This is a genomic window from Halobacillus massiliensis (genome assembly GCF_900166625.1).
In the GTDB taxonomy this organism is placed as follows: domain Bacteria; phylum Bacillota; class Bacilli; order Bacillales; family Halobacillaceae; genus Halobacillus_A; species Halobacillus_A massiliensis.
This window is the reverse complement of the sequence record NZ_LT800499.1, coordinates 2,441,226-2,464,367: the sequence shown is the minus strand read 5'-3', so window position 1 is coordinate 2,464,367 and position 23,142 is coordinate 2,441,226. Positions and strand designations below refer to the sequence as shown.

At 40.8% G+C, this 23,142-nt stretch carries 22 protein-coding genes; all 22 read left to right on the top strand.

Features of this window, described 5'->3' with window-relative positions:
- The first annotated feature begins 22 nt into the window (after positions 1–22).
- Positions 23–1,000, top strand: coding sequence for a 16S rRNA (cytosine(1402)-N(4))-methyltransferase RsmH (gene rsmH / locus B7E06_RS12265; RefSeq protein ID WP_082234266.1), 978 nt, complete (start codon positions 23–25; stop codon positions 998–1,000).
- Positions 997–1,362 carry a cell division protein FtsL gene (gene ftsL, locus B7E06_RS12260; protein ID WP_082234265.1) on the top strand — a complete coding sequence of 122 codons (366 nt, stop codon included), beginning with the start codon at positions 997–999 and terminating at the stop codon, positions 1,360–1,362. The genes rsmH and ftsL overlap by 4 nt, the downstream gene beginning before the upstream one ends.
- 20 nt (positions 1,363–1,382) lie before the next feature.
- Positions 1,383–3,515: a penicillin-binding protein gene (locus tag B7E06_RS12255; RefSeq protein WP_082234264.1), complete on the top strand. Its 2,133-nt coding sequence runs from the start codon at positions 1,383–1,385 to the stop codon at positions 3,513–3,515.
- Positions 3,516–3,601: 86 nt separating this feature from the next.
- Complete coding sequence (locus B7E06_RS12250; protein ID WP_082234263.1) at positions 3,602–5,527, top strand: stage V sporulation protein D; 1,926 nt, start codon at positions 3,602–3,604, stop codon at positions 5,525–5,527.
- A gap of 86 nt (positions 5,528–5,613) precedes the next feature.
- Positions 5,614–7,089: a UDP-N-acetylmuramoyl-L-alanyl-D-glutamate--2,6-diaminopimelate ligase gene (locus B7E06_RS12245; RefSeq protein WP_082234262.1), complete on the top strand. Its 1,476-nt coding sequence runs from the start codon at positions 5,614–5,616 to the stop codon at positions 7,087–7,089.
- The gene (locus B7E06_RS12240; protein ID WP_082234261.1) at positions 7,089–8,447 is read left to right on the top strand and encodes a UDP-N-acetylmuramoyl-tripeptide--D-alanyl-D-alanine ligase; all 1,359 of its coding nucleotides are present in this window, start codon (positions 7,089–7,091) and stop codon (positions 8,445–8,447) included. The genes B7E06_RS12245 and B7E06_RS12240 overlap by 1 nt, the downstream gene beginning before the upstream one ends.
- A gap of 60 nt (positions 8,448–8,507) precedes the next feature.
- Entirely contained in the window at positions 8,508–9,467 is a 960-nt protein-coding gene (gene mraY / locus B7E06_RS12235) for a phospho-N-acetylmuramoyl-pentapeptide-transferase (RefSeq protein ID WP_425432225.1), read from the top strand.
- Positions 9,464–10,807 (top strand): UDP-N-acetylmuramoyl-L-alanine--D-glutamate ligase, encoded by a 1,344-nt coding sequence (gene murD / locus B7E06_RS12230; RefSeq protein WP_082234259.1) that lies wholly within the window; start codon positions 9,464–9,466, stop codon positions 10,805–10,807. Before mraY ends, murD begins: the two co-directional genes overlap by 4 nt.
- 59 nt (positions 10,808–10,866) lie before the next feature.
- Complete coding sequence (gene spoVE, locus B7E06_RS12225) at positions 10,867–11,964, top strand: stage V sporulation protein E (protein ID WP_082234258.1); 1,098 nt, start codon at positions 10,867–10,869, stop codon at positions 11,962–11,964.
- A 593-nt stretch (positions 11,965–12,557) separates the two neighbouring features.
- Positions 12,558–13,415 carry a cell division protein FtsQ/DivIB gene (locus tag B7E06_RS12220; RefSeq protein ID WP_082234257.1) on the top strand — a complete coding sequence of 286 codons (858 nt, stop codon included), beginning with the start codon at positions 12,558–12,560 and terminating at the stop codon, positions 13,413–13,415.
- Positions 13,416–13,685: 270 nt separating this feature from the next.
- Positions 13,686–14,975, top strand: coding sequence for a cell division protein FtsA (gene ftsA, locus B7E06_RS12215; RefSeq protein WP_082234256.1), 1,290 nt, complete (start codon positions 13,686–13,688; stop codon positions 14,973–14,975).
- A gap of 64 nt (positions 14,976–15,039) precedes the next feature.
- Positions 15,040–16,194 carry a cell division protein FtsZ gene (gene ftsZ, locus B7E06_RS12210; RefSeq protein WP_082234255.1) on the top strand — a complete coding sequence of 385 codons (1,155 nt, stop codon included), beginning with the start codon at positions 15,040–15,042 and terminating at the stop codon, positions 16,192–16,194.
- 243 nt (positions 16,195–16,437) lie between these two features.
- Positions 16,438–17,373: a sigma-E processing peptidase SpoIIGA gene (spoIIGA, locus tag B7E06_RS12205; RefSeq protein WP_281249156.1), complete on the top strand. Its 936-nt coding sequence runs from the start codon at positions 16,438–16,440 to the stop codon at positions 17,371–17,373.
- Between the two features lie 11 nt (positions 17,374–17,384).
- A complete protein-coding gene (sigE, locus tag B7E06_RS12200) occupies positions 17,385–18,101 on the top strand; it encodes an RNA polymerase sporulation sigma factor SigE (protein ID WP_082234253.1) in 717 nt (238 codons plus the stop codon).
- Between the two features lie 82 nt (positions 18,102–18,183).
- Entirely contained in the window at positions 18,184–18,963 is a 780-nt protein-coding gene (gene sigG, locus B7E06_RS12195) for an RNA polymerase sporulation sigma factor SigG (RefSeq protein ID WP_082234252.1), read from the top strand.
- Between the two features lie 97 nt (positions 18,964–19,060).
- Positions 19,061–19,327 (top strand): YlmC/YmxH family sporulation protein, encoded by a 267-nt coding sequence (locus tag B7E06_RS12190; RefSeq protein WP_082234251.1) that lies wholly within the window; start codon positions 19,061–19,063, stop codon positions 19,325–19,327.
- 63 nt (positions 19,328–19,390) lie between these two features.
- Positions 19,391–20,188 carry a peptidoglycan editing factor PgeF gene (gene pgeF / locus B7E06_RS12185; protein ID WP_082234250.1) on the top strand — a complete coding sequence of 266 codons (798 nt, stop codon included), beginning with the start codon at positions 19,391–19,393 and terminating at the stop codon, positions 20,186–20,188.
- Positions 20,189–20,202: 14 nt separating this feature from the next.
- A complete protein-coding gene (locus B7E06_RS12180) occupies positions 20,203–20,874 on the top strand; it encodes a YggS family pyridoxal phosphate-dependent enzyme (protein WP_082234249.1) in 672 nt (223 codons plus the stop codon).
- Positions 20,875–20,893: 19 nt separating this feature from the next.
- The gene (locus B7E06_RS12175; RefSeq protein WP_082234248.1) at positions 20,894–21,358 is read left to right on the top strand and encodes a cell division protein SepF; all 465 of its coding nucleotides are present in this window, start codon (positions 20,894–20,896) and stop codon (positions 21,356–21,358) included.
- Positions 21,359–21,361: 3 nt separating this feature from the next.
- Positions 21,362–21,625, top strand: coding sequence for a YggT family protein (locus tag B7E06_RS12170; protein WP_082234247.1), 264 nt, complete (start codon positions 21,362–21,364; stop codon positions 21,623–21,625).
- A gap of 69 nt (positions 21,626–21,694) precedes the next feature.
- A complete protein-coding gene (locus B7E06_RS12165) occupies positions 21,695–22,468 on the top strand; it encodes a YlmH family RNA-binding protein (protein WP_082234246.1) in 774 nt (257 codons plus the stop codon).
- Positions 22,469–22,555: 87 nt separating this feature from the next.
- Entirely contained in the window at positions 22,556–23,095 is a 540-nt protein-coding gene (locus tag B7E06_RS12160) for a DivIVA domain-containing protein (protein WP_082234245.1), read from the top strand.
- Positions 23,096–23,142 lie beyond the last annotated feature (47 nt).

Genomic DNA, 23,142 nt, shown 5'->3' with positions numbered 1-23,142 from the left:
AGATAGAGAAACGAGTGAGAGTATGTTTGAACATTACAGTGTTTTAAAATCAGAAACTATTAAGCAATTACATATTAAGCCTGAGGGGGTTTATGTAGATTGCACATTAGGAGGGGGAGGCCACTCTGAGGCGATCGCCTCTAAACTTGATAAAGGTCAATTAATAGCATTTGATCAAGACGTAAAAGCTTTAGAAGCAGCAAAAGAGAGATTAAAGCCTTATGAAGGTAAAGTCACTTTTGTCCATGCGAATTTCAGACAGCTGGAAGAAAAACTAGATGAATTAGGAATTAACCATGTAGATGGTATTGTTTATGACTTAGGTGTATCTAGTCCCCAGCTGGATGTTGCAGAACGAGGGTTCAGCTATCATAATGATGCTCCTTTGGATATGAGGATGAATCAGGACCAAAGGTTATCCGCATGGCACGTCGTTAATGAGTGGTCTTATGAAGACTTAGTTAGAATTTTCTTTAAATATGGTGAAGAGAAGTTTTCAAAACAAATAGCAAGAAAAATTGAAGCAGCCCGTAAAGAAGCTTCCATTGAAACGACAGGAAAACTTGTTGATTTAATTAAGGATGGAATTCCTGCTCCTGCCAGAAGAAAGGGCGGGCATCCAGCCAAGCGGATCTTCCAGGCGATTCGGATTGCTGTTAATGATGAGTTAGGAGCTTTTCAAGATACGCTTCATCAGGCAGCAAGAGTAGTATCAAAAGAAGGCCGGATAGCCGTTATTACTTTTCACTCTTTAGAGGACAGGCTTTGTAAGCAGGCATTCAAAAAGTGGAGCAGTAATCCTCCGCTTCCTAAAAATATTCCTGTTATTCCGGAGGATAAGCAGCCTCCATTTAAATTAGTAACACGAAAACCTATAATCGCTAATGAAGAAGAACTCGATGATAACCGACGTTCAAGGTCGGCAAAATTACGAGTTGTAGAGAAAATAAGACCTTGGACAGATGCTTTTATCTATGAAGAAGGGTGGAAACGAACGTGAGTATAGAGAGAGCGAGAAATTATCAGCCGATAGAACAGCAGCAGCCAAAAAAACAAGTTAAAGTTAAAATACAGAAAAAACAATGGATCAGCACAGGGGAAAAGGCGCTGTATTCTTTGGCAACGGGAGTTGTAATTGCTGCATCTGTCTTCATGGTAAACTTCACGTCAGGAACTGATACATTAAACCGCGATATCCAAAAAATGGAAACTAAAATTGAACAACAGAAAGCTTCCAATGAAAATTTGGCTTTTGAAGCAAAAGAATTAAGTAATCCTGACCGCATACTGCAGATCGCTAAAGAAAACGGATTGAAGATTCAAAACGCAGAGGTGAAACAAGCAGGTGTTATGGGAAATTAAACGGAGGTGGGTGAACCTTTATGAAGAGCTCCAATACGCATAAAGGTGCCGCGATTCTAATACTTGGTTTCTCTGTAATATTTCTCATCATTGCCGGACGATTTATTTATATTCAGTCAACAGCTGAAATTCAGGGAGTTAATTTAAACGAATGGGCGGAGGAAGTACGGACGAGTTCATATTCATTAGATGCTAAGAGAGGAAACATCTATGATAAAAATGGTATGCTGCTCGCTTATGATCGTCCAACTTACAAAATCTATGCTATTGTAGACCCAGCCTATTCTCGCTCGGAAGAAGACCCGGATCATGTAGACGATCCTGCTGGAACCGCCTCTGCTTTGGCGCCGATTCTTGATTTGGAAAGGTCTGAGATCGAGGATCGAATTGTAGAAGCACAGGAAGATGGCAGATTTCAAGTGGAGTTTGGCAATAAAGGAAAAGAATTATCTCAGGATGTAAAAGATCAAATCGAAGAAATGGACTTAAACGGAATTAACTTCACGGAAGAGGCCAAACGCTATTATCCTAATGGAACGTTTGCATCCCATATCATCGGATTTGCTCGTCCAGAAGAAGGACATATTACTGGAGTAAGCGGTGTAGAAAAGCAAATGGAAGATTATCTTCGAGAGAAAAAGGGACAAATTTCTTATGAGCGGGATAAATACGGTTCAAAGCTGCTAAATCCAAATGAAGTACTAACCGAACCAGATGATGGAGAGAATGTTCATTTAACCATTGATCAAAAAATCCAAACTTTTCTGGAAGATGCTATGGCTACGGTAGATGATGAGTATGAGCCGGAAAAAATTATGGCAGCTGTGCTTGATCCTGATACAGGGCAGGTACTGGCGTTAGGAAACCGTCCTAGCTATAACCCAAACGATTTAGGTGAAGTGCAAAACTGGTACAATGATATTATTTCCGATTCCTTTGAACCTGGCTCCACAATGAAGATGTTTACGTGGGCAGCTGCTATCGAAGAAGGAGTTTATGATGGGGAAGACACCTTTCAATCGGGATCGTATGAAGCTTCAGGCACGAAAATCCACGATCATAAACCTGAAGGATGGGGCGAGATCACTTTTGATGAAGGTTTTGAGAGATCGTCTAACGTGGCTGCTTCCATATTGGGTTATGAAAAATTAGGCCCTGAAAAGTATAGAGATTATCTATCGGAATTTCATCTGGATGAGAAATCTGGAATCGATCTCCCGGGTGAAGGTGTCGGCAAACTATTGTATAACTATCCAATTGAAAAGGTTACTACTACATTTGGCCAAGGGACAACTACGACTCCTATGCAGCTGTTAACCGCTGCAACAGCTATTGCTAATGATGGTAAGATGATGCAGCCGTATACGCTGTCTCAAATTACTTCCAGCGAAAATGGAGAAATTATCAAAGAGAAAAAACCTGAAGTAATAGATGAACCTATTTCACCGGAAACTGCCAGCCAGATGAGAGATTTATTAAAACAAGTAGTTTCTGGAGAACACGGCACTGGAAAACCATTTGAACTAAGTGATTATTCCTTAGGAGGAAAAACAGGTACCGCTCAAATTCCTCAAAAGGGCGGGGGCTATAAAACCGGAAAAGAAAATCATATCTTTTCATTTCTTGGAATGGCTCCTGTTGAAGATCCTGAACTCTTAATTTATGTGGCTGTAAAACAGCCGAAACTGGATGTTACAGAGACTGGTTCTGAGCCAGTTACACATATTGTTAAGTCTGTTATGGAAAACAGTCTGCATTATCTGGATGTTAATCCAGACCAGGCTAGTGAAGCAAAGGTAGAGGAACTGGAAATGAAAGATTATGCGGGAGAGAATACGGATAAAGCTAAAAAAGAGCTGAAAAAAGATTTCAGTAATATCACCTTCGTGGGTGAAGGGAAAGAGGTAGTGAAAACTCTTCCGGAACCAGGGGAAAAAGTATTATCTGATCAGCGAATTATAGTAATTACAGATGAACCCGCAATGCCGGATATAACCGGTTGGTCACTTCGCGATGTCCAGAAGCTTGCAGAGTATTTTGAACTGCAGGTTGAAACGATGGGCAATGGCTACGTCATTAAGCAGAATGTAGAGAAAGGTGCAAAATTAAATAAAGGCGGCTATCTTGTAGTGGAGCTTGCTCCGCCCGAGTAGCTGTAAGTGAAGCAGTGTTCTAATCGTTATTCGATTGCATATAGTGATACAAGCTTACTCTATCGTAAACAAAAGGAGTTATGGATATGAGGCGAGTATCACAGGTGATCGTAAGAAAACGGTTAGTCACTGTTTTTTTTATTGGTTTTTTGATCTTTCTTGTAATTGCCGGACGGCTTGGTTATGTACAATTTGTGTTAAGTGATTTCTTAGTGGACAAGGCAGAAGAGTCCTGGGGCAGGGATATTACGTTTGAACCAGAGCGAGGCAAAATACTAGATACTAACGGAGAAGTTTTGGTTGGAAACCAATCTGCTCCTACGGTAATGGTTGTTCCGCGGCAGGTTAAAGATCCGGAGAAAACAGCTGAGCAGCTGGCCGGCATACTTAATATGAGTGTAGAAAAAGCCTATACCCATGTAACAAAGCAGGTATCTATTGAAAAGCTGCACCCGGAAGGGCGTAAAATATCAGATAAACAGGCTTACGCTATTCAGATGCTTGACTTGCCCGGTGTCTATGTAGCTGAGGATTCCGTGCGCTATTATCCAAATGGGGCGTTTCTTTCTCATGTTCTCGGGTTCAGCGGAATTGATAACCAGGGGCTTCTCGGGTTAGAAGCGTACTACGATGACAAGTTAAAAGGGAAGGAAGGAGCGCTGTCTTTCTTCTCTGATGCGAAAGGAAAGAGAATGCCAGATATGGCAGATACGTATACACCCCCTGTTGATGGACAGGACCTTCAATTAACAATTGATCACAAGGTTCAGTCTATTGTAGAACGGGAGCTGGATATGGCAGTCGCGAAATATAATCCTGATGGAGTTATTGCCCTGGCTGTTGATCCACAAACAGGGAAGGTTAAAGCAATGGCATCTCGCCCGAATTTTCATCCAAATAATTACCAAGAGGTAGAAGCTTCCGTGTACAACCGAAATTTGCCGGTATGGAGTACATATGAACCAGGTTCTACCTTTAAAATTATTACGTTGGCTGCTGCTCTTGAAGAGGGACTAGTTGATTTACATGACGATCATTTTCATGATTCAGGATCAGCGAAAGTCGCCGGTGCTACATTGCGCTGCTGGAAGAGGGGAGGGCACGGAAGCCAGTCCTATTTAGAAGTCGTACAGAACTCGTGTAACCCGGGGTTTGTACAGCTTGGGGAAAGGCTTGGAAAAGAACGTCTTTTTGAATATATCAATAAATTTGGATTCGGAGAGAAAACAGGCATAGATCTTCAGGGAGAAGGTAAAGGGATTCTCTTTAAACCTGAACAGGTCGGACCTGTTGAGCAAGCCACAACTGCATTTGGCCAGGGTGTATCTGTCACACCGATTCAGCAGGTTATGGCGGTAGCGGCTGCCGTTAATGGCGGAGAATACTATGAGCCGTATGTCCAGGAAGCCTGGCTTGATCCGATAAGTGGAGATGTCCTGGAGAAAAATAAGCCAAAACTAGTAAAAAGAGTTATTTCAGAAGAAACCTCCAAAAAAGTGCGTGAGGCACTCGAATCTGTAGTAGCACAAGGTACAGGGAGAGGTGCTTATGTAGAAGGATATCGGGTGGGAGGCAAAACCGGAACAGCTCAGAAAGTCGGGAAAGACGGTCAATATATGAAAAATAATCACATCGTATCTTTTATCGGCTTTGCCCCAGCTGATGATCCAGAGCTTGTCGTCTATATAGCTGTAGATAATCCAAAAGGAACGGTTCAATTTGGGGGAGTAGTTGCTGCTCCAATTGTCGGATCCATTATGGAAGACAGCCTGCGTGCAATGGGAGTTAAAGCAAGAAAAGACGGACTTGCGAAAGAATACCAGTGGCCGGAAGAGCCATTATTAGAAGTTCCTGATGTTACGGGGATGACGAAAAAAGAAATAAAAAATATGCTTATTGATTTGAAGATTGAATCAAATGGAAAAGGAGATAAAGTGGTTTCCCAGGCTCCCGAAGCAGGAACAAAAGTGGAAAGCGGATCAACCCTCCGACTTTACTTTAACGATAATTGACTTTTCTAAATTATTGATTAAACCATACATCATTTATAATTTTTGCTATAATGAGATAGAATGTGCAGACAGTTAGGATGGTATGAATGCAATTAACTAAGTTACTCGAAGCAATACCTTATTATAAAACAAATCAAACTATTAATGATCTCGAAATTTTCGGCATTTCTATGGATTCGAGGTCGGTATCCCTTGGTGACGTATTTGTATGTATCATTGGAAGCGAGTCAGATGGACACAATTATGTCCCGGCCGCCATCGACCAGGGTGCGTCCGTCATTATAGCAGAGAAAGAGTTAAATATTGATTTTCCAGTTGTTTATGTTAACGATACGACGAAAGCCCTTGCGATAATCTCTGCAGCTTTTTATGAATTTCCTACAGAGAAAGTTCATACAATCGGTGTTACGGGTACAAATGGAAAAACAACGATAACGTACCTGCTCGATGAGATTTTTTCATTACAGAAAGCAAGTACAGCTACAATCGGTACTATTCAGATGAAAATCGCCGGTAATACTTATCCCGTAAAAAATACAACACCTGATGCTTTATCTATACAGCAGAGTTTCCATCAGATGGTGAATGAGGGTGTGAGTACAGCGATTATGGAAGTTTCCTCACATGCTCTTGATCAGGGACGTGTTTACGGCTGTGACTTTGATGTAGCAATCTTCACCAATTTAAGCCAGGATCATCTGGATTATCACAGCAGTATGGAGGATTATCTTCGGGCAAAGTCCCTATTGTTCGCTCAGTTAGGGAACGGGTATAATATGAAGCAGGCCAAATTTGCCATTATTAACAACGACTCGCCTGTTGCTCCAACTCTTATTCGTTCAACGGCAATGCCTGTTTTAACATATGGCATTAATAATCCGGCAGATATTATAGCTGAAGATATTTCTCTCCATGAAAAAGGATGTTCCTTCACTATGAGTACTCCTCGGGGCAAAGTTAAAATTGACAGCCCGTTAATGGGGATGTTCAGTATATATAACATGCTCGCATCAGCTGGTGCAGCTATTGTGTCTGAAGTAGGATTAGATGTAATTCAAAAAGCATTTGGTGAAACAAAAGGTGTTAAGGGACGATTCGAACCGGTTAACGAAGGCCAGCCGTTTGGTGTGGTAGTTGATTATGCTCATACACCGGATTCCCTTGAAAATGTCCTTAAAACGATAAAGGAATTCTGCAAAGGAAAAGTAAGAGTAGTAGTAGGCTGTGGCGGTGACAGAGACCGTACGAAACGTCCGCTGATGGCAGATGTAGCAATGAAGTACGCCGACCATGCCGTGTTTACTTCAGATAATCCAAGAACCGAGGATCCTCAAATGATTCTCAAAGATATGACGAACCATTTGACCGGCTCGTTTGATGTAGAAGTTGATAGAAAGAAAGCAATTGAAATGGCATTACATACGGCCGAAGAAGGCGATATGGTGCTGATTGCAGGTAAAGGGCATGAAACTTACCAGGAAATTCATGGAGTCCGGTACGATTTCGATGATTATGAAGTAGCTAAAGATATTTTACAGAAGGTTAAGGGGAGTTTTTTGTAATGTTTACAGTTCAAGAGCTATCCGCAGTTTTTTCAGATCATAGGGGAGCGGCGAATGATAAAATCCCTCTCCGGGCGGTAATGACAGATACACGGATTGAGAAAAAACAGAGTCTGTTTATCCCTCTTGCCGGCGAAAATTTTGATGCCCATCTGTTTTTAATGGATGCCATAAAAAACGGAGCTGTGGCCGCTCTATGGCAGAAAGACAGGGAACTGCCTAAAGCTGTGCCAACTGAGTTTCCGGTTTTCTTTGTTGAGGATACTCTCCAGGCGTTACAGGAGACATCCTCCTTTTATTTGAACAAAGTAAAACCAATCGTTGTCGGCATTACGGGTTCGAACGGCAAGACGACTACTAAAGACCTCGTTGCTTCGGTTCTTCAAGTGAAATACCGAACACATAAAACGGCTGGTAATTTCAACAATCATATCGGTCTGCCGTTGACGATTCTTTCAATGCCTGAAGATACAGAAGTCGCTGTATTGGAAATGGGAATGAGCCAGGCGGGGGAAATTTCTCTGCTTTCTAAGCTCGCTCGTCCTTCTTATGCCATTATTACAAATATTGGCGAGTCGCATATTGAATTCTTAGGTTCACGTAAAGGGATTGCTGAAGCTAAGCTTGAAATTTTAGACGGCTGGCAGGAAGGTGCTTTTATTTATGATGGAGATGAAGAGCTTCTAAAAGATCATCCTCTAAAAGCTCATGCCATAAGTTCTGGATTTAATCAAGGCTGTACGCAGCTTATTGAACAAGTTGATGAGCAAGATGATGATAGTTATTTTACTATTAATCAGATTCGTTATCATTTGCCTCTTTCTGGGAAGCATAACGTTAAGAATGCTTCTTATGCAATTGCGCTCGCACTAAAACTTAACATGTCTTCTGAAGAAATCCAGAAAGGGCTTGAAAACCTTCAGTTATCCGGGATGAGGTATGAAAAGCTTGAAGGGTTACACGGCTCATTAATTATTAACGATGCTTATAATGCATCACCCACATCTATGAAAGCTGTTATTGAAGTTATTCTGCACCTGAAAGCAAAGAAGAAGAAAGTTTTAGTTCTAGGGGATATGTTTGAGCTTGGGAAGTTTTCGGGTGACTTACATGCCGATGTAGCATCTGTCATAACTTCTGAAATCGATGCTGTCTATACTATTGGTGAAAATGCCTCGAGAATAACAGAAGCTGTCCAGAAGAGCAATAAAGGAATCAGAAGCCAACATTTTACAAATAAGCAATCACTCAGCGATCAGGTGAAGACAGAATTGACACCTGATACTGTCGTCTTAATTAAAGCTTCAAGAGGTATGAAACTTGAAGAATTAATAAAAGATCTAATAAATAATGATTAGGCGCTGACGACACATTTAAGGAGGAAGTTTTCATTGAACGACTATATATTATTACTAACTATGGCGCTTTCATTCATACTAACCGTCATATTATCACCTCTTATCATTCCTTTTCTAAGGAGATTAAAATTCGGGCAGAGTATTAGAGACGAAGGCCCTAAATCGCATCAAAAAAAATCAGGTACTCCTACAATGGGAGGAGTAATGATTTTAATTGCTATTACTATTACTACTCTTGTCTCAAGCTTCTGGTTTATTCCGGAGCCGAGTCAGGTACATATTTTTATCGTTTTATTTGTACTTGTTGGATACGGTCTGCTTGGGTTTTTAGATGATTATATCAAGGTCGCTTTAAAGCGGAATTTAGGCTTAACTTCCAAACAGAAAATGCTTGGACAAATTGTTATCGCAATTGTTGTATATATCCTTCTCCAGCAAAACGGTTTTCCAACATATATTTCAATACCAGGAACTGACCTTCAGCTGGAACTTGGAATATTGTATCCGCTGCTCATATTATTTATGCTTGTCGGGGCTTCTAATGCTGTTAACTTAACAGATGGTTTAGATGGACTGCTGGCAGGAACAGCAGCTATTGCATTTGGTGCATTTGGTATATTAGCCTGGATTATTGGAGGAAATATAGAAGTTGCAGTTTTCTCTCTGGCTGTTGTCGGTGCGCTTTTAGGTTTCCTTGTTTTCAATGCCCACCCGGCTAAAGTCTTTATGGGAGATACAGGATCTCTGGCTTTAGGTGGCGCTATCGCAATCATTGCTATTCTTTCAAAGATGGAATTGCTTTTAGTGATCATTGGAGGAGTTTTTGTTATTGAAACACTTTCCGTAATTATTCAAGTTATCTCTTTTAAAACGACAGGAAAAAGAGTGTTTAAAATGAGTCCGCTTCATCACCATTATGAATTAAAAGGATGGTCTGAATGGCGGGTAGTCACCACTTTCTGGGCTGTCGGAATTCTATTTGCCATTCTCGGCATGTATATCGAGGTGATGTTCGGATGAAAACATTGACTTCATTTCCTTACAAACGCGCATTAGTCCTCGGTCTTGCGAAAAGCGGAAAAGCAGCTGCCGAACTTTTACTGGACAGCCAAATTTCTACGATTGTAAACGATTATAAAGCAGATGAAAGCAGTTCTGAAGTTAAAGAGTTGAAGAAAAAAGGGGCAAAAATCGTAATTGGAAGCCATCCTCTTTCTCTATTAGATGGGGCAGAAGTAGTTGTGAAAAATCCAGGAATTCCTTATGATAATGTAATGGTGAAAGAAGCGATAAAACGTAAGATCCCTGTAATTACCGAAGTTGAGCTGGCTGGATTCCTTCATGAAGGTCAGATGATCGGGATTACCGGGTCTAATGGAAAAACAACAACTACCACACTTCTTCACTCATTTATAGAAGCTGATAGTCGGCGAGTGTCTATCGCCGGCAATATAGGTGAAGTAGCTTCAGAGGTAGCCCGGTCTACAGAAGCGGAAGAAACAATGGTTGTGGAACTTTCTTCCTTCCAATTAATGGGGATAGAGAAGTTCCGTCCTCATATTGCTGTCTGGCTGAATCTATTTGAAGCCCATTTAGATTATCATGGGACGGCACGTGAGTATTTCGCCGCAAAAGCCAACATAGCAAAAAATCAGAATAGTGACGACTATCTCGTTTATAACGCTGATGATCAGAATATTGTTTCATTCCTTCCCAGCTTTAAATCCACCCTTGTTCCTTTTTCATCGAAAAAGAAGGTAGATGGAGGTTGGGCTGATGAGAACTGGATTTACTTTAAGAATGAAAAAATTATGAAGCGGAAAGATATTGTCTTAGTCGGGGAGCATAACCTGGCCAATATTCTGGCTGCTTTATCGGCTGCTAAACTCTCGGGTGTATCCAATCAGGCCATTTATGATGTTCTAACAACATTTGGCGGAGTGGAGCATCGTTTAGAATTTGTTACTAAGAAGGACGACATTTATTATTATAATGATTCAAAAGCTACTAATATTCTAGCGACCTCATATGCTCTTAAAGCTTTTGATAAGCCTGTCATACTTTTGGCAGGAGGCCTTGACCGTGGAAATGATTTTGACGGACTTGTCGAATTTCTTCACGGCGTTAAAGCTATGATTGTATTTGGAGAGACGGCTGGGAAAATGGCCGATGCCGGCAAAAAAGCAGGCATAGCCATGATTCAATACGCAGAAACGATGGCCGAAGCTGTTCAGCAGGCCAGGCAGGCTGCCGAATTCGGAGATGTAATTCTATTGTCACCTGCATGTGCAAGCTGGGATCAATATCGTACATTTGAAGAAAGAGGTAATAAGTTTAAAGAGGCTGTGCATAAGCTGTAGTAAGGGCTTATGTACAAGCTTTAAGCCCTGTTTTCCAAATTGGGAGGTAGGGCTTTTTTATGGCTGAAAATGAACAAAAACCTGATATCTGGCTCACCATATCTATCCTCTCTCTTTTAACGATTGGTGTGGTGATGGTTTACAGTTCTTCGAGTATCTGGTCTGAATACAAATTTGATGATGCCTGGTATTTTGCTAAGCGGCAGACTTTATTTGCGGTTTTGGGTTTAATAGCAATGACCATCTTATCTAAAATTCCTTACTATGTTTGGTATAAGCATGCGAAGGTTATTGTAGCTGTTTGTCTACTCTTTTTAATACTCGTTCTTATTCCAGGAGTGGGAATGGTAAGAGGAGGAGCGAGAAGCTGGATTGGAATTGGCATGTTCAGTATCCAGCCTTCCGAATTTATGAAGCTCGGTCTCATTATCTTTCTGGCTAAATTTCTGTCTCAGCGGCAAAAGCGGATTGTTTCTTTTCAGGAAGGTTTCCTGCCGGGACTTGCTATTATCCTTGTACCATTCGCTTTAATCATGCTGCAGCCTGACCTGGGGACAGGAGTCGTTATGGTCGGAACCTGTTTAGTCATGATGTTTGTGGCAGGAGCAAGGATCGCTCATTTTATGTTAATCGTAGCCGGTGGCATCGGCGGGTTAGTGGCCTTAATAGCGTCCGCCCCTTATCGGATTAAAAGGATAACAGCTTTTCTTCATCCATGGGAGGATCCGCTCGGAAGCGGTTTTCAGATTATACAGTCACTATATGCGATCGGGCCCGGTGGTTTACTTGGTTTAGGGCTTGGGAAAAGCATGCAGAAGTTTTTTTACCTTCCCGAACCGCAGACCGACTTTATTTATTCTGTACTTGCAGAGGAGCTCGGCTTCATTGGAGGAGTGGTCGTTCTGCTTCTGTTTTTTGTTTTATTATGGAGAGGCGTGCGGACAAGTCTTCTGGCATCTGATTTATTTGGGAGTCTTCTGGCTCTTGGAATTGTAGGAATGGTTTCCATACAAGTTATGATAAATGTAAGTGTAGTCACAGGTTTAATCCCGGTTACCGGGATTACACTGCCGCTCATCAGCTATGGGGGTTCATCGCTGACACTCACACTTGCAGCGCTGGGGCTGTTGCTTAGCGTCAGCCGCTATTCAAAATAGAAGAAATATCATAAAACTAATACAACCACAGCTGTCGATATTGTAACGACAGCTGTCTTCTTTGCTTTTTTGGTGTCCTTTAATTTTTTCTTTGAAAAAGATCACTATAGCTTTTAAGATAAAGTAAGGTAACTAAGGGGGGGGGCGGGTGGTCTTTAACGTCGAAACAGCGAGATTTCTATGGGATAAAGCCTGAGAAAGCTCAACGTTCGGACAAGGAAGCCTGTGTTTTCCAAGTACCAGTCCACTCTATTAAGAAAAAAGTATTGATTTTCTTTCGAAAGTAGTTTTTTTGTATGGGAAAATAGAGAAAGAGAAAACGGATCATGAAATGCTGTCTATTAACAACTTAAATCTGATTTTATATAAAAAAAAGAAGTGTAAGTTAAATGTTTAAAGAAAACTCCTACCGGGGAATTACAATAAGGTTCTTTCTTAGTTCTAAAGTCCTCCCTAAAAATAGTTATAAAAATTGAAAACAAATATAATCTCGTACATTAATGCAGCGCTTGATGTGATATAATGGAGGATGTATAAAATGTCTGACATTTTATTAGAATAAGTGGGAATGACAACAAGGAGAAATGCCTAATATGGAAGAAAAAAAAGTTGTTTCCATTGAAGAGCGAATACCAAAACTTAAACAAATTAGAAAGAAAAAAGCGAATAGAAGGCTTGTTCAGTATTTATCCATACTATTTGTTCTAATTGCTATAGTCGTATACTTGCAATCTCCATTAAGCCATGTGAAAAATGTAGAAGTGACAGGAAATAGATTTGTAGATGAGAATGAAATTAAAGAGATGGCTGAAATCGGAAGCAAATCAAATATATGGCAGCTTGATCCTGAAGCTATTTCTAACAGAGTCTCAAAACATGAACAGGTCCTCAGCGCAGATGTTTCAAGGAACCTGCCGAGCACGATCGTTATTAAGATTGATGAGGCTGAGCGAATCGGTTACCGGCAGACGGAAGGGCAGTTTCAGCCTATTCTTGAAAATGGAGCATACTTAGATACTACCTCCGAATTTCCGGGTGGAGATGCACCGATATTAAAAGACTTCTCAAAAGAGACTTACTTAGAGGAGATGGCTCAGGCCTTAAAAAAGGTGCCTGGCAGCATTACGGCGCTTATATCAGAAATTCATTATGCTCCAACTGAAGATAATCCATATTTAATTAAATTATATATGAATGACGGATATGAGGTTCAAGCCTCAATACGTACGTTTTCAGAGAAAATACTGGCTTATCCATCAATCGCCTCGCAAATTGAAGAAGGGCAGAAGGGGATTATCCATATTGATGTAGGAGCCTATTTTGAAGCATACGATAACGGAGAAAGTGATACTGAAGAAAATAGCGAAGATACTGAAGAAGTAGAGGATCCTACTCAGGCCCAGGCTGATGTGCTTGATGATAATGCGGTCGAACCTGAGGAAAGAGAGTAGGGGAGGGGTTTGTTTTTCGTAATGACGAAAAGTAAACCGATTGAACGATGCATGCTCTTCTGCTTAAGAAAATGAATCATGCAGGATTTTATTGACAGTTTTTTAGAATTTTATGGCAGACAGTTAGTGAGATAGGTGTAAATCCTGAGAAATAGGGATTTACGCACTATATCATTTCATTTACATTAGGGTTGCAGAGATTGTTTTTTAACTGTAAAAACGATATGATTTTAAGTACTTATATGGCTTGTAACAGGAGGTGCGTCACTGGTGAATGAAAATGAAATTTTAGTGAGTTTAGATATAGGTACAAGTAGGATAAAAGTAATAATAGGAGAGATTATGAATGACTCTCTTAATATAATCGGTGTCGGCTCTGCCAAATCAAATGGCATGAAAAAAGGGGCTATAATCGATATTGATCAGACCGTACAATCTATCAAATCTGCTGTAGAACAGGCAGAGAGAATGGTTGATATGAAAATTGAACGTGTGGTCGTGGGAGTGAATGGGAATCACATTCAGCTTCAGCCATGCCATGGGGTAGTTGCTGTCTCCAGCGAGACGAGAGAAATTGGCGATGAAGACATTGCACGTGTCATTGATGCTGCCCAAGTAGTATCTGTACCTCCTGAGAGAGAGATAGTTGATGTTATTCCACAGGAGTTTGTTGTTGATGGTCAGGATGAAATTACAGACCCGCGGGGTATGATTGGTGTCCGTTTAGAAATGGAAGGCACAATAATTACGTGTGCAAAAACCGTATTACATAATACATTAAAATGTGTTGAGAGAGCAGGACTGGAAATTCTTGATGTGTGCCTCCAGCCTTTAGCAGCAGGGACTGTTTCGTTATCTCATGATGAAACAAATCTGGGAGTTGCTTTAATTGACATTGGCGGCGGTTCTACGACAGTTTCTGTTTTCGAAGACGGACATTTAACTGGAACCAGCTTATTGCCTTATGGCGGAGATAATCTTACGAAGGATCTATCCATAGGATTGAGAACTTCTACAGAGGAAGCAGAGAACATTAAAATAGAGTATGGTTATGCTTTCTTCGATGATGCGGACGAAAATGAAACATTTGAAGTCAAGATTATTGGAAGTAATCGAGAACAAACATTCAATCAGCTGCAAATCTCTGATATGATTGAAGCAAGACTTGAAGAAATCTTTGTGTTTGCGGCTAAAGAACTACAGCGTATGGGGGTTCGCGAACTTCCAGGCGGATTCGTACTGACTGGCGGTGCTATGAATATGCCGGGAGTACTGGAGCTTGCCCAGGATATTTTCCATTCCAATGTAAGAATTGCTATTCCTGATTATATTGGAGTGCGGGAGCCTCAATTTACGAGTGGTGTTGGAATATTGCAATTTGCTTATCGTAATGCGAAAATACAAGGAAAAGAACTATTTCCTTCTGTAATTTATCAAGCTGATAAACAAGCACAGCCAAAGCAGAAACGAGTAAATAAGCAGAAAAATGAAACAGAAAGTAAACCGAAAGAGAAAAAAGAATCTGGCTTTTCCAATCTATTAAAGTATTTCTTTGATTAATATGTGAGAAAAACCGGAATATAACCTATGAATCTTGTAATTTTGTAATTAGGAGGAACGGATGATGTTAGATTTTGATACAAGCATGGATCAACTGGCAACAATTAAAGTAATAGGTGTCGGGGGCGGTGGAAGTAACGCCGTTAACCGAATGATTGAGCATGGAGTACAAGGTGTAGAGTTTATCGCCGTTAATACAGATGCTCAGGCGTTAAACCTTTCAAAAGCAGAAGTTAAAATGCAAATCGGCGGAAAACTTACTCGCGGATTAGGTGCAGGAGCCAATCCTGAAGTAGGTCGAAAAGCTGCAGAAGAAAGCAAAGAACAAATCGAAGAAGCTCTTCAAGGAGCTGACATGGTATTTGTTACTGCTGGAATGGGTGGAGGAACCGGTACAGGTGCCGCTCCGGTCATCGCAAACGTAGCAAAAGAATTGGGAGCATTAACTGTCGGTGTAGTGACACGTCCCTTTACTTTCGAAGGTAGAAAGCGTGCAACACAGGCTGCTTCAGGTACTGACAGCTTAAAAGGCAGTGTTGATACTCTGATCGTTATTCCGAACGACCGTCTACTAGAAATTGTAGATAAAAACACACCAATGCTTGAAGCATTCCGTGAAGCGGATAACGTTTTACGCCAAGGTGTACAAGGTATCTCAGATTTAATTGCAGTACCAGGCCTAATTAACGTAGACTTTGCTGATGTGAAAACTATTATGGTAGATAAAGGTTCTGCCCTTATGGGAATCGGTATCGCCACAGGGGAAAATCGTGCAGCTGAAGCCGCAAAGAAAGCTATTTCCTCACCGCTTCTTGAGACATCTATTGACGGTGCACATGGTGTGCTGATGAATATCAGTGGAGGCACGAACTTAAGCTTATATGAAGTACAAGAAGCTGCGGATATTGTAACATCTGCTGCCGACCAGGAAGTAAACGTAATTTTCGGTTCTGTGATCAACGAAAACTTGAAAGACGAAATTGTAGTTACCGTAATTGCTACTGGATTTGATGAAGCACAGCTTGCCGAAGGTAAAAATAAGCCGCGTGTAAACAGTGTAAATCAAATGAAAACGACTCACACAGAGCGTCCGCGTGAAGAACAGCAGCCGACAACACGTCGTGAAAGCCAGCCTTCTCCGAATAAAGCGACAGGGCAGCAGGAAGAGGATACGTTAGATATCCCTACTTTCCTTCGCAATAGAAACCGCCGCCGCTAATATGTAAATATTCTTGAACCACTGACTCTTGAGGAGCAGTGGTTCTTTTTGGTTCCAGGTTATAAGTCCCTTTCTTGTTTGTATTTTAGTTGCTCAAGTATAGGAACGCTGCTTTCTTTGAAGCAGCGTTTTTTTATGAAAAAATTAACAGCCTGGACCAGACATCTTGTAACAAAAAATGCTGCAGCCAGCATTCATGTTTTGACAGACTTTTTAATGGCTAAGAATTATACTTTCATATAAATACGAAGGAGAGGTGGGGGGAGGAGGATTTATCTAGACGCTGTTTGGCTGCTGAATTTATTAATGGATGGAATGATTCTTTACTTAACGCAAGGCTTAACAAGAGCCAGGACGACAAATCTGCGGATTCTATCGGCTGCTTTTGTAGCTTCCTGTATCGTACCGATCAGCGTTCTCATGCCTGGTATCTGGCTGACTACCAGTCTAGGAAAAATAGCTTTTTCCCTTTTAATTGTCACGATTGCTTTTGCCTACGTTTCTTTACGAACCGCTTTTGTTCAATGGCTTACCTTTTATTTTGTTACTTTTGCCATTGGAGGAACGATGGTAGGTGTCCACTATTTCTTTAACAGCCAGATTGCAGCTCAAGGAGGAGAGTGGATTACGTATTCCACTGGTTATGGCCATCCGGTCAGCTGGCTATTTGTTTGTATTGGTTTTCCGGCTTCCTGGATATTTACAAAATGGAGACTTGAACAAATCCATGCCCACAGGCTTAAAGCAGAAGACTTATATCAGGTGAAGGTCGTTTATTTGGGGAAGAGTATTTTATGTACAGGCCTTGTAGACAGCGGCAATCATTTAGTAGATCCTATCAGTAAGAAAATGGTTTTTTTAGCTGACTTAAACGTATGGAAACAGTTTTTTTCTGAGGAAGAACTGAAAGGATTAAAGACAGAAACAGTATTAGACAGAATAGAAGAAGTTTCAGAGCGCTACCATAAGTCTCTTCATTTAGTTCCGTTTCAGGGGGCGGGTGCTTCAAGTAATTTAATGGTTACCTTTATGGTGGATAATATAACCATTTATACACCTGAGGGGGAGCTTACAATCGAGCAGCCACTTCTTGGAATTCAACATCATGATTTAACACATGACCAAATGTACCAGATTATAATTCATCCCCACGCAGCGATTAAGGGGATATCGGCATAGGGGGCAAATGGATGAAATGGAAGTTTAAACTTAAATTTTATTTATACAAAATTGCACTGAAGCTCGGAATAAAGCAAAAAGAAATTTATTATATTGGCGGCAGCGAAGCTCTTCCGCCTCCACTGAGTAGAGAAGAAGAAAGAGACCTGCTTGAACGTTTGCCTAAAGGTGACAAAGCGGCGAGAGCCATGCTGATAGAAAGAAATTTACGACTCGTCGTTTATATTGCACGCAAATTTGAAAACACAGGTTTAAATATTGAAGATCTCATCAGTATTGGCACCATTGGATTAATAAAAGCGGTAAATACGTTTGATCCTGAGAAAAAAATAAAGCTGGCAACATATGCGTCGCGCTGTATCGAAAATGAAATACTTATGCATCTGAGAAAAAGCAATAAGCTTAAAACGGAAGTGTCCTTTGACGAGCCGCTGAATGTGGATTGGGATGGTAATGAGCTGCTGCTTTCTGATATTCTTGGCACAGAAGAAGATTTAATTACGAAAGATATTGAAAAAAAAGTGGATAAAAAGCTTTTAAAGTCGGCTCTGGGTCAGCTCAGCAACCGTGAAAAAGAAATCATGGAACTTCGTTTTGGATTAATTGGCAAAAAAGAAAAGACCCAAAAAGATGTGGCAGATATGCTTGGTATTTCTCAGTCTTACATCTCCCGCCTGGAAAAGAAAATTATTCGACGCCTGCAAAGAGAATTCGATAAGATGGTCTAAAATTCCCAAAATACCTATGCATAAAAATCCCTCCCGAGGAGATACTGAAAATGGAAATCAGCTTCTTGGGAGGGTCTTACTTTTGACACGACATAAAGTAGAAATATGCGGTGTAGACACATCAAAGCTACCAGTACTTAAGAACCAAGAAATGCGGACCCTGTTTGAGCGTTTGCAATCAGGTGACACAGAAGCAAGAGAAATATTAGTAAATGGGAATTTACGTCTTGTATTATCTGTAATTCAACGATTTAATAACCGTGGTGAATATGGTGACGACTTATTTCAAGTAGGCTGTATCGGCCTGATGAAATCAATCGATAACTTCGATTTAAGTCATAATGTAAAGTTCTCTACCTATGCGGTTCCAATGATTATTGGTGAAATCAGAAGATATTTAAGAGACAATAACCCTATTCGTGTCTCTCGATCGTTAAGGGATACGGCTTACAAGGCTTTGCAAATGCGTGAAAAAATGATTAGTGAAACATCGAAAGACCCGGCCCCACATGAAATTGCCGAAAAAATGGGGATCCCGCATGAAGATGTTGTTTTTGCGATGGATGCGATTCAAGATCCGGTATCTTTATTTGAGCCTATTTACAATGATGGGGGAGATCCGATCTATGTTGTTGATCAGCTAAAAGACGACAGGGAAAAAGATTCAATATGGCTTGATGAATTATCACTGCGTGAAGGCATGAAAAAGTTGAATGAGCGAGAAAAAATGATACTAACGAAGCGATTTTTCCAAGGAAAAACTCAAATGGAAGTTGCCGAAGAAATCGGTATTTCCCAGGCACAAGTCTCCCGCCTGGAAAAAGCGGCCATTAAAGAAATGAATTCATCTATGTTTCAATAATATGATGAAACACCACTGACTATTCAGTGGTGTTTTTCTGTGGAAAGAAATCGTTCAGAAAGTCTTGCATATACTCTTATATGAGGGAGGCGTAGCTATGAAAATCTCTGAATTACAAGTGAAAGATGTCATCGCGATGGAAACGGGAGAGAGGCTTGGTTATATTACCGATTTGGACATTGACAGCCAGCGCGGCCAACTGAAAGGACTCGTTTTGAAATTAAAAGGAAAAGCAATGGGGATGTTCGGAAAAGATGAAGAGATGGTTATACCTTGGAGCCAGATCGTAAATATAGGGGCAGATGTGATCCTCGTTAAAAAGTCCGGTTACAGTTCTAAGGCAGGAGACCAAAAGATCGATTAGGAGGATTTAGTTAGGAAAAAGGATGAATTATGTGGTAAAATGAAGGGAAATTGAGGTGGTATTATGACCGAACCCTTCCAGTCAAAAACAGCAAGACAGCATGCCTGTTTTTTACAGCATAATGTGACTGCCGGGATAACGACACGGCAAAGCGGATACAGTGAAGTTCCGTACGATAGCCTGAATATGGGACTTCACGTATCAGATTTAAAGGAATCGGTGATAAAAAATCGCAGAGCCTTGGCAGAAGAATTAAACCTCCCTCTCAGCCAGTGGGTTATGGGCGAGCAGGTGCACGGTACACAAATAAAGGTAGTAGATCATTCACATAAAGGAAGAGGAGCCTTCTCTCTTAAGAAAGCGATAGGTGGAGTGGATGGACTTATTACGAATCAGAAGGATATTTTGCTGACAGCTTTCTATGCTGATTGTGTACCCTTATTGTTTCTGGATCCTAGTTCTAAATGGATCGGAGTTGCCCATGCAGGGTGGAAAGGCACGGTCAGCGGTATGGCAGGAGCTATGATTTCAAAAATGGCAGAACATGGAGCTGAGCTATCCACTTTATTAATGATAATTGGACCAAGCATCAGCCAGAAACATTATGAAGTTGACCAGCGAGTAGTGAACCACATACCATCTTCTTATTGCAGTCAAGTTTTAACAGAAGGATCAGAGGGTAAATTTAATCTTGACCTTAAAGAATTAAATCGAAGGATAGCTGTGGATAACGGTCTTTCACTAAATAATATTTTGGTAAGCAGTTATTGCACCTACGATGATGAGCATTTATTTTACTCCCATCGACGCGACCAGGGGCAGACGGGAAGAATGCTTGCTTACATAGGCTGGACGAGTTAGTAAGGAGGGTACATATGTCCGTAGCAGACAACCTGGAAGAAATAAAACAGAGAATACAGCAGGCTTGCAAAAATTGTGAGCGCAATGATGAAAAAATTACAATTATCGGAGTTACTAAATACGTATCAATTGATCGAGCGCGTGAAGCGCTGGAAGCCGGAGTAAATAACCTGGGCGAAAATCGTCGTGAAGGTTTTCTGGAAAAACATGAGGCGATTGGTGAAGAAGCCATTTGGCATTTCATAGGCTCTTTACAATCACGTAAAGTGAAAGAGATCATCAACAAAGTAGACTATATGCATTCTCTTGATAGGAAGTCACTGGCAAAGGAAATTCAAAAGCGGGCGGATAAGCAGGTGCCCTGTTTTGTTCAAGTAAACGTCAGCGGCGAAGACTCTAAGCATGGTCTGGACCCTTCAAATGTGGAAGATTTCATTCATTCATTGAAAGAATATGACAGAATTAAGGTCGTCGGTTTAATGACCATGGCTCCTCATATTGATAATGAAGAAGAGCTGCGAGCCGTCTTTAGAAAACTTCGCGCCTTAAGGGATATTATACGTGATCAGAAGCTTGTCCATGCCCCTTGTAAATGGCTTTCCATGGGAATGAGCAATGATTACCAGCTGGCTATAGAAGAAGGTGCCACTCATATACGAGTGGGAACTAGCTTAGTGGGATCATAATACAGAAGAGGTGAGGGAATTGAGTATGAAAAACAAATTAAAATCATTTTTTACACTTGAAGATGAATACGAATACGTTGAAGAAGAAACACTGGAAAATAACACTCAGAAACAGGAAGAAGTAACACCGATGCAGCGTAACAGGCAGCAGCCGTCGTCAGAAGGACAGAACATCGTCAGTTTAAAGAGTGCTAAAGGCTCTTCTAAAATGGTGTTAGTTGAACCGAAAACCTATAACGAAGCACAGGAAATTGCTGATCAGCTTGTGAACCGCAGGGCTGTTGTTATTAATTTGCAGCGTGTTGATCATAAGCAGGCTAAGCGAATTGTAGATTTTTTAAGCGGTACCGTTTATGCTATAGGAGGAGATATTCAGAAGCTTGGTGCACAAACGTTTCTCTGTACTCCTGATAACGTCGAGATTTCAGGAACTATATCTGAAATGCTCGCCGCTGAAGAAGAAGATTCTAGCAGAAGGTGGTAAAAGATGGATGTTTTGTTTGGACTATTAAGTAATGCAATCTATATTTACAGCTGGATATTAATTATTTACATTTTATTGTCTTGGTTTCCAGGAGCAAGGGAATCAAGCTTTGGTGAGATTTTAGCAAGGCTTGCGGAACCGTTTCTTGAACCGTTTCGTAAAATTATTCCCCCTCTTGGCATGATAGATATTTCGCCGATCGTTGCCATTTTAGTGCTGCGTTTTGCAGGGGCCGGACTACAGGAACTTTTCCAGATGTTAACGTAGTAACGGAGAACAGATAAGAAGCGGTTATGCTCCTGTCTGTTCTTTTTTATAATGGAGGAAGGATGAAAAATGGATATTTATCAGCACTTCAGGGAGGAAGAACGTCCGTTTATAGATCAGATGACCTCACTGCAGCGTGATGTAGAAATGAGATATGAACGCAAAGAAACAGACTTTCTTAATCCAAGGGAACAACAGATATTTAAAAGCGTAATGGGTATGAATATGGACCTGAAGTGGTCGCTTTCAGGGGGACAAAACTATGCAGAAAGAAAGAGAGCCATCATCGCCCCGGAATATGAGATAATAAAAGAAGAAGATTTCTCGTTAACACTGCTTGCGGCGGACTATGCGGAGAAATTTCTCACTATTGAACACCGTGATGTTCTAGGTTCATTTATGTCACTTGGAATTAAGCGGGAAAAGCTTGGCGACCTGGTCGTTCGAGATGGGAAAATACATATCATCACAGCGTCGGAAATCAGTGATTACATTCGAATGAATTTTACGTCTATAAAAAAAGCAAATGTAGAGTTTTCTGAGAAGCCTCTCGACCAGATGATGGTGAATGAAGAAACATGGAAGTATAAAGACAGTACAATTTCTTCACTAAGACTCGATGTGGTCGTCAAGGAAATCTATGGGATCTCAAGGAAAAAAGCATCGATGTACATTGAGGCTGAACATGTGAAGGTAAACTTCCGAACCGTGGACAATCCTGCGTTTACCGTTCGGGAAGGGGACTTGCTTTCTTTACGAGGCATGGGCAGGAGCAGGCTTGAGACAATTCACGGAACGACTAAGAAAGATAAGTTCAAAGTAACAACAGGACAATTGAATTAATTGCATAGATTATTAGAGGATTTTCCTCTTTTTTGTCGAAAATAGTTATATTGAAGACGATTAAGAAGATTTTAGGAGGTGGCTGGTGTGCCTTTAACACCATTAGATATCCATAATAAAGAATTTACCCGCGGATTTAGAGGATATGATGAAGACGAAGTTAACGAATTTCTAGATCAAGTTATAAAAGATTATGAAATTGTCATCCGTAATAAGAAAGAATTAGAAAAAGAAGTGGAGCAGTTAAATGAGCGTATAGGTCATTTCAACAACATTGAGACCACATTAAATAAGTCAATTCTTGTTGCCCAGGAGACAGCAGAAGAAGTCAAAACAAATGCTGCTAAGGAATCTAAGTTAATTGTCCAGGAAGCCGAAAAAAATGCAGACCGCATAATAAATGAAGCTCTCTCTAAATCTCAAAAAATCTCTCAGGAAGTTGAAGAAATGAAGAAGCAGGCGAAGGTTTTCAAAATGAGACTGCGTATGCTTGTGGAAGCTCAAGTGGCAATGATTGAAAACGATGATTGGGATCATCTCCTCGATACTCAGTTCCCTCATGGCGAAGCTTCTGTACCTGCAAAAGCTGAAGCGCAAGAGGCTGATAAGGAGTACGCTTCGAAATAGCCTCTTGACTTCAAGCCGAAAATTACATATAATTCATTAACACATAT

Excerpts from the sequence above, each read along its gene's own strand:
- B7E06_RS12240 (WP_082234261.1), top strand. The coding sequence starts at position 7,089 with ATGTTTACAGTTCAAGAGCTATCCGCAGTTTTTTCAGATCATAGGGGA.
- B7E06_RS12220 (WP_082234257.1), top strand. The coding sequence starts at position 12,558 with ATGGAAGAAAAAAAAGTTGTTTCCATTGAAGAGCGAATACCAAAACTT.
- spoVE (WP_082234258.1), top strand. The coding sequence starts at position 10,867 with ATGGCTGAAAATGAACAAAAACCTGATATCTGGCTCACCATATCTATC.
- pgeF (WP_082234250.1), top strand. The coding sequence starts at position 19,391 with ATGACCGAACCCTTCCAGTCAAAAACAGCAAGACAGCATGCCTGTTTT.
- ftsZ (WP_082234255.1), top strand. The coding sequence starts at position 15,040 with ATGTTAGATTTTGATACAAGCATGGATCAACTGGCAACAATTAAAGTA.
- B7E06_RS12250 (WP_082234263.1), top strand. The coding sequence starts at position 3,602 with ATGAGGCGAGTATCACAGGTGATCGTAAGAAAACGGTTAGTCACTGTT.
- B7E06_RS12190 (WP_082234251.1), top strand. The coding sequence starts at position 19,061 with ATGAAAATCTCTGAATTACAAGTGAAAGATGTCATCGCGATGGAAACG.
- sigE (WP_082234253.1), top strand. The coding sequence starts at position 17,385 with ATGAAATGGAAGTTTAAACTTAAATTTTATTTATACAAAATTGCACTG.
- mraY (WP_425432225.1), top strand. The coding sequence starts at position 8,508 with ATGGCGCTTTCATTCATACTAACCGTCATATTATCACCTCTTATCATT.
- B7E06_RS12170 (WP_082234247.1), top strand. The coding sequence starts at position 21,362 with ATGGATGTTTTGTTTGGACTATTAAGTAATGCAATCTATATTTACAGC.
- B7E06_RS12255 (WP_082234264.1), top strand. The coding sequence starts at position 1,383 with ATGAAGAGCTCCAATACGCATAAAGGTGCCGCGATTCTAATACTTGGT.
- murD (WP_082234259.1), top strand. The coding sequence starts at position 9,464 with ATGAAAACATTGACTTCATTTCCTTACAAACGCGCATTAGTCCTCGGT.
- rsmH (WP_082234266.1), top strand. The coding sequence starts at position 23 with ATGTTTGAACATTACAGTGTTTTAAAATCAGAAACTATTAAGCAATTA.
- B7E06_RS12245 (WP_082234262.1), top strand. The coding sequence starts at position 5,614 with ATGCAATTAACTAAGTTACTCGAAGCAATACCTTATTATAAAACAAAT.
- B7E06_RS12180 (WP_082234249.1), top strand. The coding sequence starts at position 20,203 with ATGTCCGTAGCAGACAACCTGGAAGAAATAAAACAGAGAATACAGCAG.
- B7E06_RS12165 (WP_082234246.1), top strand. The coding sequence starts at position 21,695 with ATGGATATTTATCAGCACTTCAGGGAGGAAGAACGTCCGTTTATAGAT.